This window comes from Marinobacter sp. MIT932201, assembly GCF_047123295.1.
GTDB lineage: Bacteria > Pseudomonadota > Gammaproteobacteria > Pseudomonadales > Oleiphilaceae > Marinobacter > Marinobacter salsuginis.
In genome coordinates this window covers 899,917-913,885 of sequence record NZ_CP138917.1, presented here as the reverse complement: position 1 = coordinate 913,885, position 13,969 = coordinate 899,917, and the positions used below count along the sequence as shown (strand labels likewise).

General features: G+C 57.8%; 8 protein-coding genes. All 8 read right to left on the bottom strand.

Features of this window, described 5'->3' with window-relative positions:
• Positions 1 to 2: 2 nt before the first annotated feature.
• Complete coding sequence (locus SIC15_RS04130) at positions 3 to 1,421, bottom strand: FAD-dependent oxidoreductase (RefSeq protein ID WP_069185158.1); 1,419 nt, start codon at positions 1,419 to 1,421, stop codon at positions 3 to 5.
• Positions 1,422 to 1,493: 72 nt separating this feature from the next.
• Positions 1,494 to 5,942 (bottom strand): glutamate synthase large subunit, encoded by a 4,449-nt coding sequence (gene gltB, locus SIC15_RS04125; RefSeq protein WP_412537129.1) that lies wholly within the window; start codon positions 5,940 to 5,942, stop codon positions 1,494 to 1,496.
• Positions 5,943 to 6,154: 212 nt separating this feature from the next.
• The gene (locus SIC15_RS04120) at positions 6,155 to 7,609 is read right to left on the bottom strand and encodes an AAA family ATPase (protein ID WP_412537128.1); all 1,455 of its coding nucleotides are present in this window, start codon (positions 7,607 to 7,609) and stop codon (positions 6,155 to 6,157) included.
• A gap of 55 nt (positions 7,610 to 7,664) precedes the next feature.
• The gene (gene aroB / locus SIC15_RS04115; RefSeq protein WP_412537127.1) at positions 7,665 to 8,759 is read right to left on the bottom strand and encodes a 3-dehydroquinate synthase; all 1,095 of its coding nucleotides are present in this window, start codon (positions 8,757 to 8,759) and stop codon (positions 7,665 to 7,667) included.
• Positions 8,752 to 9,318, bottom strand: a complete 567-nt coding sequence (gene aroK / locus SIC15_RS04110; protein ID WP_412537126.1) for a shikimate kinase AroK — start codon at positions 9,316 to 9,318, stop codon at positions 8,752 to 8,754. Before aroK ends, aroB begins: the two co-directional genes overlap by 8 nt.
• Before the next feature lie 178 nt (positions 9,319 to 9,496).
• The gene (gene ltrA / locus SIC15_RS04105; RefSeq protein ID WP_053115127.1) at positions 9,497 to 10,864 is read right to left on the bottom strand and encodes a group II intron reverse transcriptase/maturase; all 1,368 of its coding nucleotides are present in this window, start codon (positions 10,862 to 10,864) and stop codon (positions 9,497 to 9,499) included.
• Between the two features lie 424 nt (positions 10,865 to 11,288).
• Positions 11,289 to 13,355 carry a type IV pilus secretin PilQ gene (gene pilQ, locus SIC15_RS04100; RefSeq protein ID WP_412537125.1) on the bottom strand — a complete coding sequence of 689 codons (2,067 nt, stop codon included), beginning with the start codon at positions 13,353 to 13,355 and terminating at the stop codon, positions 11,289 to 11,291.
• 65 nt (positions 13,356 to 13,420) lie between these two features.
• Positions 13,421 to 13,969 (bottom strand): pilus assembly protein PilP, encoded by a 549-nt coding sequence (locus tag SIC15_RS04095; RefSeq protein ID WP_412537124.1) that lies wholly within the window; start codon positions 13,967 to 13,969, stop codon positions 13,421 to 13,423.

Below are 13,969 nucleotides of genomic sequence, written 5' to 3'. Positions count from 1 at the left end.
AATCAGATATCCAGGTAATCCATGATACCTTCGGCAGCCTGACGGCCTTCCCAGATAGCGGTTACGACCAGATCCGAACCGCGGACCATGTCCCCGCCGGCAAAGATTTTCTCGTTGCTGGTCTGGAACATGAACTCGGACTCTTCCGGCGCGGTTACCCGGCCCGAATCGTCGGTATTAACCTTCAGCTCATCGAACCAGTCGGCCGGGCTCGGGCGGAAACCGAAGGCGACCAGAACCGCGTCAGCAGGAATAACCTCCTCACTACCCGGGACTACTTCCGGACGGCGACGACCATTTTCATCAGGATCGCCCAGGCGAGTCTGAACCACCTTCACACCCTCAACCCGGTCTTCACCAATAATGGCGATGGGCTGACGATTGAAGAGGAACTTGACGCCCTCTTCCTTGGCGTTGGCCACTTCACGGCGGGAACCCGGCATATTGGCTTCGTCCCGGCGGTAGGCACAGGTGACGCTCTCGGCCTGTTGACGGATTGAGGTGCGGTTACAGTCCATAGCCGTGTCACCACCGCCGAGAACAACAACCCGCTTACCTTTCATGTCGATGAAATCGGCTTCGTCTTTCTCAAAGCCGAGACGACGATTGACGTTGGAAACGAGGAACGGCAGTGCATCGTACACGCCCGGCAGGTTCTCACCCGGGAAGCCGCCCTTCATATAGGTGTAGGTGCCCATTCCCATGAAGACGGCATCGTATTCGTCAATGATGTCCTGCAGCTGAACGTCCTTGCCCACCTCGGTGGACAGGCGAAATTCCACACCCATCTCCTCGAACACCTTGCGGCGGCGGGTCATGACGGATTTTTCCAGCTTGAACTCTGGAATGCCGAAGGTCAGCAGACCGCCGATTTCCGGATAGATATCGAAGACAACCGGCTTGACGCCGTTGCGAACCAGGACGTCCGCACAACCCAGCCCGGCTGGACCGGCACCGATGACAGCAACCTTCTTGTCTGTCCACTTCACGGCGGACATGTCCGGTTTCCAGCCGAGGGCAAAAGCGGTGTCAGTAATGTATTTCTCGACAGACCCAATGGTAACCGCACCATAGCCGTCGTTCAGCGTACAGGCACCCTCACAGAGACGATCCTGCGGACACACTCGACCGCAGACCTCTGGAAGGGAGTTGGTCTGATGACACAATTCGACGGCCCGCATGATATTGCCTTCGGAAACCAGCTTGAGCCAGTTCGGGATGTAATTGTGTACCGGGCACTTCCACTCGCAGTAGGGGTTACCACACTCAAGACAACGGTGAGACTGGGACGCCGCACTATCTGCCGTGAAGGGGTGGTAGATTTCGCCAAACTCTTTCTTCCGCTTCTTGGCCGGGACCTTCTTGGGGTCGACCCGCCCTACTTCAACAAACTGGAAGTCGTTACTCAGTCGTTCTTTCATCTGGATGCTCTCATCAACTCAATTTCGACAAGGGCGGCAGCCAGGCCACTCGCCCCGAACCCTCTCAGCTTCTTATTCCGGGCGCGCCCGGGTGCTGGCCAGTAGACTGCGCAGGTTGGCAGCCTTGGGTTTCACCAGCCAGAAGCGGCCGATGTAGTCGTCGAAATTCTCAAGAATGTGCTCAGCCCACTCACTGCCGGTCTCGGAAATGTGCTCCCGAATCACACCACGCAGATGATTGCGGTAGGACTCCATGTCTTCGCTGGAAATGCGCTGGATCTCGACCAGCTCGTGGTTGTACTTGTCCACGAAGGTATTGTTGAGGTCCATAACGTAGGCAAAGCCACCGGTCATACCCGCACCGAAGTTGTGCCCGGTTGATCCGAGTACCGTCACCAGGCCGCCGGTCATGTATTCACAGCAGTGATCGCCAGCGCCTTCCACAACCGCGTGGGCGCCAGAATTACGAACCGCGAAACGCTCACCTGCAGTACCAGCAGCGAAGAGTTTGCCGCCCGTCGCTCCATAGAGGCAGGTGTTACCGACGATGGAGGTTTCCTGGGTCTTGAAGGCGCTACCGCGGGGCGGCTTCACGACCAGCTTGCCACCGGTCATACCTTTACCCACGTAGTCGTTGGCATCCCCTTCAAGGATCAGGTTGAGACCGCCCACGTTCCAGACACCAAAACTCTGGCCCGCGGTACCGGTTAGATCCAGGGTAATGGGCGCATCGACCATACCCTGATTGCCATGCAGCTGAGCGATTTCGCCAGACAAACGGGCACCGATGGAGCGGTCACAGTTGGTGACCCGGTACGACCAGGCGCCACCACTCTTTTCCTTGATGGCTGCAGCGGTATCCTGAACCATCTGTTCCGCCAGTTTGCCCTCGTCGAACGGATGGTTCCGCTCCACCTGACAGGTCTGAGGCTTGTCCGCCGGAATATGGTCATTAGACAACAGGCGACTGAGATCCAGCTTCTTCTGGCGCTCGGTATCGCCCGGCAGCCGCTCCAGAAGATCAACGCGACCAACCAGTTCTTCCAGACTGCGCACGCCCAGCTTCGCCATCCACTCACGGGTTTCTTCAGCCACAAAACGGAAGAAGTTCATGGCCATTTCCACCGTGCCTTTGAAGTGCTCTTCACGGAGGTGATCATTCTGGGTAGCAACTCCGGTCGCGCAGTTGTTCAGGTGGCAGATTCGGAGATATTTACAGCCCAAAGCCACCATCGGCGTGGTACCGAAACCAAAACTCTCTGCACCCAGGATCGCACCTTTCACAACATCCAGACCGGTCTTGATACCGCCATCGGTCTGCAGGCGAATCTTGCCACGCAGATCGTTGGCCCGCAGGGCCTGTTGGGTTTCCGTCAAGCCGAGCTCCCAGGGAGAACCCGCGTAGCGGATGGACGTCAACGGACTTGCTGCCGTACCGCCATCGTAACCGGAGACGGTGATCAGGTCGGCGTAGGCCTTGGCAACACCGGCCGCGATAGTACCCACACCCGGCTCGGAAACCAGCTTCACTGACACCAGGGCCTGGGGGTTGACCTGCTTGAGATCAAAAATCAGCTGGGCCAGATCCTCGATAGAGTAGATATCGTGATGGGGCGGCGGCGAAATCAAGGTCACTCCGGGCACGGAATAACGCAAACGTGCAATCAGATCATTGACCTTGCCACCGGGCAGCTGGCCCCCCTCACCAGGCTTCGCGCCCTGAGCCACCTTGATCTGCATGACATCAGCGCTACGCAGATACTCAGCCGTCACGCCGAAACGTCCGGAAGCCACCTGCTTGATCTTTGACCGTTTCTCGGTGCCATAGCGGGCAGGATCTTCACCGCCCTCGCCAGAGTTCGAGCGACCACCCAGTGTGTTCATAGCGACCGCCAGGGCCTCGTGGGCCTCTGGTGACAGCGCACCGAGCGACATGGCCGCGGAATCGAAGCGCGGGAAAATATTCTCAACCGGCTCAACTTCCGAGAGATCAATCGGTTTGAGGTCCTTGCGGAAGCCAAGGAGATCACGCAGGGTTGCCACCGGCCGTTCATTGACCAGACCGGCGTATTCCTTGTAGTGGCCGTAGTCGCCACTGGTTACTGCTTCTTGCAGCTTGCCGACGACATCCGGGTTGAAAGCGTGGTACTCCTGGCCGTGGACGTACTTCAGCAAGCCACCCTGGACAATCGGCTTGCGCGGCTTCCAGGCCACGGAAGCCAGTTGCTCCTGGTCCTGCTGGAAGTCGTAGAAGCCAGCCCCCTGAATACGGCTGGGCACACCTTTGAAACACAGGTCAACGACGTCGTCAGCCAGCCCGATCGCCTCGAACAGCTGGGCGCCCCGGTAGGAGGTGATGGTCGAGATCCCCATTTTGGAGAGGATCTTCAGCAGCCCCTTGTTGATGCCCTTCCGGTAGTTGTTCTTGGCGTCAATCGGATCCATCAGCAATTCGCCGGTGCGGATCAGATCGTTCAGGACCTGGTAAGCGAGGTACGGGTACACCGCTGTCGCACCAAAACCGAAAAGCACCGCAAAATGGTGGGGATCACGAGCCCAACCGGTTTCAACAATGATGTTGGAATCGCAGCGCAACCCTTTCTGGACCAGATGATGGTGAACGGCACCGGTTGCCATCAGGGCGTTGACCGGCAGCTCTCCTTCCTTCAAATCCTTGTCTGTGAGGATCAGAAGCACCTTACCATTCCGGACAGCCTGCTCCGCCTCCTCGCAAACCTGGTGAATCGCCTGCTCCAGACCCTGCTCCGGGCGGTAGCTCATGGAGATCCGCGCCACCTCGAACCCGGGACGCTCGTTGTTGGCGATCTTCAGGAACTTGGCCGGCGAGAGTACCGGCGTGGTCAGGATGATTCGATCCGCGTGATCGGCGGTTTCCTCGAACACGTTACGCTCGGCCCCCAGACAGGTCTCCAGAGACATAACGATCGCCTCACGCAGGGGGTCTATCGCCGGGTTGGTCACCTGAGCGAACTTCTGCCGGAAATAATCCGCTACGTGGCGCACTTTGCTGGAGAGCACGGCCATCGGGGTATCGTCACCCATGGACCCAACCGCTTCCTGGCCGTTCTCTGCCAGCGGACGCAACACCTGGTCACGCTCTTCGAAGGAGACCATGAACATTTTTTGATGCACCAGAAGCTCGTCGGAGTCCATCAGCCTGAAGTCAGGTGTGTCCTGGTTCAGCGTGGTTTCCACGCGCAAGGCGTTCTCGCGCAGCCAGCGCTTGTAGGGCTGCGCGGTCTTCAGACGCTGATCAATGTCTTTGGTATGCAGGACCTCACCAGATTCGGTGTCGATAGCCAGCATCTGCCCCGGCCCGACACGGCCTTTCGCAACCACGTCGTTGGGCTGGTACCCGTAGGTACCGATCTCTGAAGCCAGCGTGATGAAATCATCTTTGGTGATAACCCACCGGGCAGGACGCAGCCCGTTTCGATCGAGCATACAGACCGCATAACGACCGTCCGACATCACCAGACCTGCGGGACCATCCCAGGGCTCCATGTGCATGGAGTTGTACTCATAGAACGCCCGCAACTCGGAGTCCATGCTGTCGACATTCTGCCAGGCCGGCGGAATCATCATGCGAACGGCACGGAAAAGGTCTACACCACCGGCAAGCAGGACTTCCAGCATGTTGTCCATGCTCGAGGAGTCGGAACCAGTGAGATTGACCAGTGGCTGAAGGGTCTGCAGATCGGGCAGTTCCGGGGAGCTGAATTTGGCGGCCCGGGCGATGGCCCAGTTGCGGTTGCCGTCGATGGTGTTGATCTCACCGTTATGAGCCAGATACCGGAACGGCTGTGCCAGCGGCCACCGGGGCATGGTGTTAGTGGAAAACCGCTGGTGGAATACACAGATAGCGGTCTCAAGATCCGGATCACCGAGATCCTTGTAGAAGTTGGCCAGGTCCGCCGGCATCATGAGGCCCTTATAGGCCAAAGTACGGTGAGACAGGCTACAGATATAGAATTCCGGATCTTCGGCCATGTCGCTTTCAGCATGCCGGCGACCCACGAACAGACTGATTGCAAAGTCACGCTCTTCCTTGCCGGCTGGCACCACGAAAACCTGCTCAATGCGAGGCAGGCAATCCAGCGCCATCGGGCCCAGGCAGCTGTCATCCACCGGCACTTCACGCCAGCCAAGGATTTCCAGACCCTGTTCGGTCAGCCGTTTTTCAATCGCTGTACGACCGGCGGCAGCCTTGTTCTCGTCGGGGTTAAGGAACACTTGACCCACGGCAAAGAGGTCGCCTGGCTCCTTGCCAAACGCCGCCTTGGCAGCTTTCTTCAGAAAGCCATCCGGGCTTTGGATCAGCAGGCCACAACCATCGCCGGTCTTTCCGTCTGCAGCGATACCACCTCGGTGGGTCATGCAGGTCAGAGACTCGATGGCAGTTTGCAACAACTTATGACTGGCCTCGCCCTTCATGTGGGCAATCAGACCGAATCCACAGTTGTCCCTGAATTCATCGGGATGATACAAACCTGTCATCATAAGCGTTCTCTCACGTAGAAATGCTTTTCAATCAAAGAGTTAATTGGCGCACAGCCATACAACCACCCTTTGACACTGAAAATGGGGGCTGGCTATTTTACACACGTAGAAATACGTACTCAAATCGGCGTGGAGTTATTGTGGGAAGCCGAAACCGGAATTACCAATCGACAAGGTTACGGAACAACAAGTTAGAGCCGAAAAGAGCGGCGCTATAAATTGTCGACTGGACGCACCCAGTGCGACCGGGAAGCCAGTTCTTCCGGCAAACCAGATGCTGCGGCGTTCGCCGCCTCCCGGGTAGGGAACTCGCCATAGAATACCATAAACCATGGCTGGCCCTGCCTTTCCCCTCGGGTATACACCAGATCATCAAGCTCTGAATAGCTGGATATGACATTTAATGCGGTCTGCTCCAGGTTGCCGGCAACCAGCTGTATGGTCCAGCCTCCTCGCGCGCGAACTTTGTCGATGGCTGCAAAATACTGCGGATCGGCAGGAACGAACTCCGGCGCGGCTTCTGGCTCTGGCTCTGGCTCTGGCTCTGGCTCTGGCTCTGGCTCTGGCTCTGGCTCTGGCTCTGGCTCTGGCTCTGGCTCTGGCTCTGGCTCTGGCTCTGGCTCTGGCTCTACAGGGTCGGGCTCGGTTACCGGCCCTGTCAACAGGGGCTCAGCCGCCACGAGCGGCTCATCGGAGACGGGCTCGGATTCCTCCGTTTCAGGGCCAATGGTAATGCTCTTTCGCACCGGCTCCGGCGCTTTCACGACCTCCTCGGCAACCGACTCATCGTACTGGCGAGACACGAACCACCACGAGCCCGCGAGCAGAACCAGAGCGAACCCCGGCCAGAGAAGCCTTTTCCAGGGCAATGCCCGAGAGCCGGCACTGCTTGGCGCGGATACCATATCCAACCAGACGCCTGGCGTTACCCGCTTAAGCCTCGAAAAACTACCCTGGCTCAAGGCATGAATTTTCGAAACCCGCGCCGGACTGAGTAGCTCGCCTGTCTTACCACCAGCTGCATGAACTCTTGGCTCAAGGTAAGCCACAATTTCGTCTTTTGTCAGTGGGCGGAGATGAATCTGGTGCACGCTGGTGCTTGAATTATCCAGACCCAGCATCTGCACCAGGTTATCGGTACCCGCAAACACCGGAACCGCAGAAGACCCGCGCTCAGAAGCCAGATAAGCAGACAAAATCAGTCTGAGCAACTCCGTCGGCGCTCTATCCGCATCGTCAATCAAAAGGACCATGCGCTGCCCCTTGCGAACCCTGGACTCCGACCATCTGAAGAACTGATAAACCAGGTCTCGCGGGCTGGCTTCCTGGCCGAGACTGGAGCGGGCGACGGCTTTCAGGTCCCGGGCAAGCGCCTGGGCGCTGGTCAACGCTGCAGCCGGTATCCGGTGAAAATCAAGCCTGGACGACTCGCTGCGGACCAGCTCCGCCAGTATCCGGGTTTTGCCCGCACCCGCAGCACCGGTCAACAGCAGAGCCATGTCACCAAAGCCGCAAAGATGGCGCAATGCCTCCAGGGCGTGATGACGCATTGCGTCCGGGAAAAACGGTGTTTCCATCTCCAGGGGGTTGGCACGGAGGCTGTAGCGTTGTTGCAGCCTGGGAAACAGGCCGCCGCCATCAAGACTGTTCAAGCTTTCTTCAGTCACGGGTCTTCCTTGGTTGCTGGTCCGTTACCAAATTATTGAAGCCTTCGGGCCAACATCATGTTGAGCGGCAAAAACGGGCAAACGTGAGTGCCAGGTTTTCAGGCTTTGCCTGGGATGTGACGACTGCATCGCCAATCGAACGAAGCAGGACGAGCCTGAGCAGGCCATCCACGTTTTTCTTGTCGACAGCCATCAAGCTCATAAAGTCGTCTGCGGTCATTCCGACCGGAGGTTTGTCCGGCAATACGGCCCGCAGGATAAGTCGATTAATCCGGGCGCAATCCTCACGGCTGATCATACCTTCAAGCGCAGACAGTTCGGCGGCCATGAGCATACCAGTGCCTACCGCCTCTCCGTGGAGCCAGTTGCCGTAACCTGCAAAGGTTTCGATCGCATGTCCGAAAGTGTGACCAAGGTTCAGTATCGCCCTCAGACCTCCTTCGCGCTCGTCCAGAGCTACAACTTCGGCCTTGCATGCACAGGAGCGGAAGATAGCTTCTGCCAGTGCCTCCGGATCAAGGCTGACCAGAGAATCCATGTGATCTTCAAGCCAGGCGAGAAAGTCCTCGTCACGAATCAGCCCATATTTGATAACCTCGGCCAGCCCCGCTGAAACCTCACGAGGAGGAAGGGTTTGCAGGCTGGCAGTATCTATAAGAACCGCCTGCGGCTGGTGGAATGCGCCAATCATGTTCTTGCCAAGCGGGTGATTGATGCCGGTTTTACCCCCGACGGAAGAGTCCACCTGGGAAAGCAGGGTAGTTGGAATCTGGATGAATGGAACCCCCCGCTGATAGCAGGCTGCGGCAAAACCGGCCATATCACCAACGACGCCTCCGCCGAGCGCAACCAGAGTAGTTTTCCGGGTGTGTCGTTGCTCAAGGAGACAATCGAAGATCATATTGAGAGTCTGCCAGTCCTTGAACTTCTCGCCATCAGGAAGAACGACGGTATCGACTCGCTTCCCGGGAAAACAGGCTTTCGCCCGATCAAGATAGAGCGGTGCAACCGTCTCATTGGTGACAATCATGACCTGCGCACCGGAGACGTAGGATGACAGATCCTGAGTACCGAGAAGGTCCTGGCCGATAAAAATGGGATAGCTGCGTTCGCCGAGCTCCACCGAGAGTTCGCGATACCGATTAGACATGATTGCGCCCCTCCTTCCGGACCTGCCTTTTATGACGGGGTGTTTTCGGGTTCAGCCGGTTAACCAACTGGCGAACGACCAGCCTAGGGCTCTTCCTGTCCGTGAACATGATGATGTCTGCCAGACTGGAATACAGGGGATCCCGGATCGAGAACAGTTTCCGCAGAACCGCCTCCGGGTTATCGTTCTGGAGCAAAGGGCGATTTCGGTCCTTACGTGTTCGCTCCACCTGCTGCTCTATCGAGGTCTTCAGATAGATCACCGTCGCATCCCTTTTCAGGATAGGATGGTTTTCCTCGCGCATGACCGCGCCGCCGCCCGTGGCCAGCACGGTATGATCCTCATGGGACAACTCGTCCAGCATGGCCGTTTCCCGCAAACGAAAGCCATCCTCCCCCTCAACGTCGAAAATCCACGGGATATTGGCCCCGCATCGCTCTTCAATGATGCGATCAGAATCAAGAAAACGATAGCCGAGCTCTTTGGCGAGCATACGGCCAATCGTGCTTTTCCCTGCTCCCATTGGGCCAACCAGGACAACGCGTTTCGGCAAAGACATAACTTCCGCTCAGTTTTGTTCAGGCGGGTGAGAATATCACAGGCCCCGTGATTGCATAAGTTCAGGACCGCCCCGAGTCTGTTTCAGGCAATCGGGATAGGGGGGAGCCATGAGGCTCCACCCCTCCCACACCACCCGGCATGCGGGTCCGCACCGGGCGGTTCGAGACGTTGAGGGTTCACGAGAGTCTCGGCACTCCCAACCGGTCGAAGTAGGCAATCGTCAGGACATTGTGGATGGCAGAGCGACTGTTGTGCCACCAGCGGCGACTCAGAGCCGCCACAGATTCAGCCACCCAGGAACTGGCACCCAACCGGACCAGCTCCCGGTAGATCGTCTTACCCCGCCGCCACTGCCGGAGGTGGAGCATTCTCAGACGACGACGTATCCACTCATCCAGTGATCGCCAGATGCGTGGCGTTTGCGCCAGCCTGAAGTACCCTTTCCAGCCGAGCAGGTATCGGCGGAGTTGCTCTACCACCTGTTCAATACTGCGACCCCCTGATCCCCGGGTCAGTTGCCGGATCCGGAGCTTGAACGCCTGTAACGCCCTGGTGGATACCGCGCGTCGAACCTCAGCGTTCCTCCCTTGCCACAGGGCATAGCCGAGGAACTTGCGCCCGAACACGCTGGTCACCGCGCTCTTGGCTTCGTTAATCACCAGACGCAACTTTCCATAACAGCGGCGGAGTAACTGCATGACCCGTTCTCCCGCCTTGTGGCTGCGAACGTAGACGTTGCAGTCATCGGCGTAACGGGCGAAGCAGTGCCCCCGGCGTTCCAGCACTTTATCCACCTCGTCCAGCAGAACGTTGGCCAACAACGGCGACAATGGCCCGCCTTGCGGCGTGCCCTCGTGCCGATCCATGACCACACCACCGTCCATGATGCCCGCGTTCAGGTACGCACGAACCAGCCGGATAACGCCGGGGTCGTTTATGCGTTTCTTCAGGCGGTCGATCAGGATGTCGTGGTTGACCCGGTCGAAGAACTTCGACAGGTCGACGTCCACCACGATATGGCGGCCCTGTTGGGCGTAACGCTGCGCAGCCAACACGGCGTCGTGGGCCCGACGGCCCGGGCGGAAGCCGTAGCTGTGCTCGCTGAAGGTGGGATCAATCAGAGGTTGCAGCACTTGCAACAGTGCCTGTTGAATCAGACGATCAGTGACGGTGGGGATGCCCAGTTCCCGCTCACTGCCGTCCGGCTTCGGGATGCCTACCCGACGGACGGGCTGTGGTTGGTAGGCGCCGCTCAGCAGGTGCTGGCGAAGCTCAGGCCACGCCCATCGCAGGTGTTCCGCGGTTTGGGCAATGTCCAACCCGTCCACACCTGCCGCTCCCTTGTTGGCCTTCACGCGCTTCCATGCCCGCTGCATATTCTCTCGTGCGAACGCCTGCTCAAGCAGGCTTCGCCCTGCGCCTTCCGGTTCTTGTCGCGGGAGTCCTGCTTCATCGCTCATCGCCTTCGGCAAGGCTTCACCTGTCCGTTGCGCGATCCGCCCCGCTGGCGCGGGCATCTGATGCCGTACAGTGCTCATCGACAAGGCGTTTGACGCTCCTTCTCGTTCGGCCCTTCGCCCTGTGTTAGCGGTTACTATGGCCTCTGCTGACTTCTCGCTCCGTGTTGCCACGTCGCCCTTTCAGGCATGAGGCGAGATCTCCCCGGGTAAGAACACACTCCTTCGCCGCACAACCGCCGGATTTACACCACTTCGCCTTGGCCACAAGAGCTTCGCGGCTTTTGGCCCGCTCGCCCTGCTTGGCAGTGCCTCATATCCGATTCTTGTTCATCGGCTCACGGTTTACGCTCCACGCTTCCTCCCCACGGTCGGTCACCCTTCCGCAGTTGCGCTTCACTTCGTTCGCTGTGGCCAGCTCACGGGAGGACTTGCACCTCCAGGAGTGCGCCCGTGCCGGGCGCACCAAAAAAGCCGCCGGTATTAAGCGGCGGCTTTTGAACTGCACCGTTTAACGAAGCAGGTCGTTCTTGATGATCTTCGGAGTAATGAAGATCAACAATTCGCTGCGCTCATCAATATGCTCGGTACGCTTGAAAATACGACCCAGGTAGGGAATATCTCCAAGGAACGGCGTCTTGGTAGTCTGAGTCGCCACTTCCGACTGGAAAATGCCGCCCAGAACAACCGTCTCACCATTGCCAACCAGAACCTGGGTGGTCACTTCATTGGTATTGATTGATGGAATACCAGCAGTCACCTCACCACGAGAGTCCTGGTTGACCACAAGATCCATGATGATCTTGTCATCCGGCGTAATCTGCGGAGTGACTTCAAGGGAGAGCACGGCCTCCTTGAAAGAAACAGAAGTAGCACCGCTCGAAGACGCTTCCTGATAGGGAATTTCCTCACCAGACTTGATAGACGCCGTCTGGCGATCAGCAGTCACAACGCGGGGTTGGGAGACAACTTCGGCCTGACCATCGCTCTCGAGAGCCGACAGCTCGAGGTCCACCAGGAAGTCATCGCTGCCCCAGCCGATGGCGAAGGACGATGCGCCCTCACCTGTCACGCCGAGGTCAACCGCCAGGGCGCCCGGGAAGGTGATGGTGTTGCTGTTTCCGGCAGCCGCGTCCCGCGCTTCCTGCAGAGATTGCTGCGAACCACCTACGGTAAATACATTATCTCCACTCACATCGTAAGCGGCGCCACCCCAGCGAACACCGAGGTTCTCGGCAACGTTGGTTTGCGCACGCACAATACGGGCCTCGATAGAAACCTGCCGTACCGGAACGTCCCATGTCGATACCAGACGGCGAATTTCGTCAAGTTTCTCGGCCGTTTCACGAACGCTGATGGTGTTTGTTCGCACATCCGAGGAGACAAAGCCGCGATCGGAAATCAGCTCTTCGTCTTCCTTGATCAACGCAACAATATCAGCCGCCTTGGCGTAATTAACCTGAATAATGTCGAGACGGACCGGTGCCAGTTCAGCGATTTGCTTGTTCGTCTCAAGCTCAAGCTTCTCGCGAGCCGCGATTTCATCGGCAGGCGCTACCAGCAATACGTTGCCAATCTGACGTTTATCGAGGCCTTTAGTCTTGAGAATCAGATCCAGGGCCTGATCCCAGGGAACATTCTGCAAGCGTAGAGTGATACTACCGCCGACAGTGTCACTTGCCACGAGGTTCAGACCGGTGAAGTCGGCAATCAACTGCAGGACCGACCGGACTTCAATATCCTGGAAGTTCAGGGACAACTTGTCACCGGTGTACGGGAACTTCTCTTCCCTGCGAGACTCCGCCTCTTCCTGGCTCAGCTCCTCGACACTCACAGTAAACTGGCTGCCGGACTGGTAAGCAATGTAGTCGTAATTGCCCTCTGAGGTGATCTCGACCACGGCATTGCCATCCTCGACAAAGGTGTCGATACGGGTAACCGGGGTGGCGAAATCAGTCACATCGAGCCGGCGACGCAGGTTCGATGGAACTTCAAGCCCATCCATCGTCAAGCGGATCTTGCCAGCGCGTTCGGTCAGATCCACCGGTGTGCTGGAGCTGCCCAGCTCGACAAGAACCCGACCTTCACCATCCTTGCCACGGCGAAAATCCACCCCGGCAAGAGCGTCGGAGGACACCGTGCCCGTAGCTGAGCTGCTTTGAGCCGAAGAAGAGGTGGACGTAGTAGCAACAGCCCCGGCTTGCCCGCCAATCGTCATAACCAGGGAGTTGCCCGAACGGACCGTTTCGTAAGGCACCAACTCAACCAGATTGAAAATCAACCGTGTGCGATCCTTGGTTTCTACTACGGTCATACTCTGGGCGTTGCCTGAGCCGAGCGGAACGCTCCGGCTGTTAAGGCCACTGGTCGTGTCTCGAAGGTCAACCGCAATGCGAGCAGGACGCTCAATGGTATACCCAGAGGGTTCCGGTGGCGCCCCATCAAATTGCAGTGTGACTTCAAGCCGCTCGCCCGGTAGCGAGGAAAACGACACGTCTTCCAGCGTGACCGCGTTGGCCAGGCCGGATAACAACCCAAAAGCAATCACGCTGACGTATACATTGAGTTTTCTGAACATCGCTAGCCTCGACCCTAAACTTTTTTGTACGTGCATGTTTCTTTCAACTTTCATCCAGCCGCTCCTTAGCCTGCGCCCTCTTCCAGGGTCAGGGAGCGAGGACGCTCAACCCAGCCACCCCGGCCATTGGGAACGATTTCAATAAGCTCGACACGGGTTTCACTGACGCCCACAATGCGACCGTAGTTCTGCCCCATGTAATTTCCGGTACGGACTCTGTGAATTCCACCGGTATCGTCTTCGATAAGGGCGAAAAGGTTACCCGATGCCCCCTGAAGCGTACCGACCATTTCAAGCGTTTTCAGATCAAAGTTCTCGAGAACTTCCTTAGGCCGATCCAGATCCGGCTCAACATCACTGATCGGCTGCTCGTCAACCATAGTGAGCTGTACGTCGATAGGCGGCTCGAATGGCGCCCGCCGGTCTGCCGCGGAGTAACTGAATGCCTCGTAAGCTTTGAACTCCGGCAAGGGTTCAACATACCCTCTCGGTTTTGCCCTGGTCTCGGCCATGAATTGATCAAGATCTGAAAATCCGCTGCCCTGGGAGCAGGCTGTCAGGAGCGACACCAGACAAACACCCAGCCAGGCTTTTACCGCATGCTTTCCTGTCAT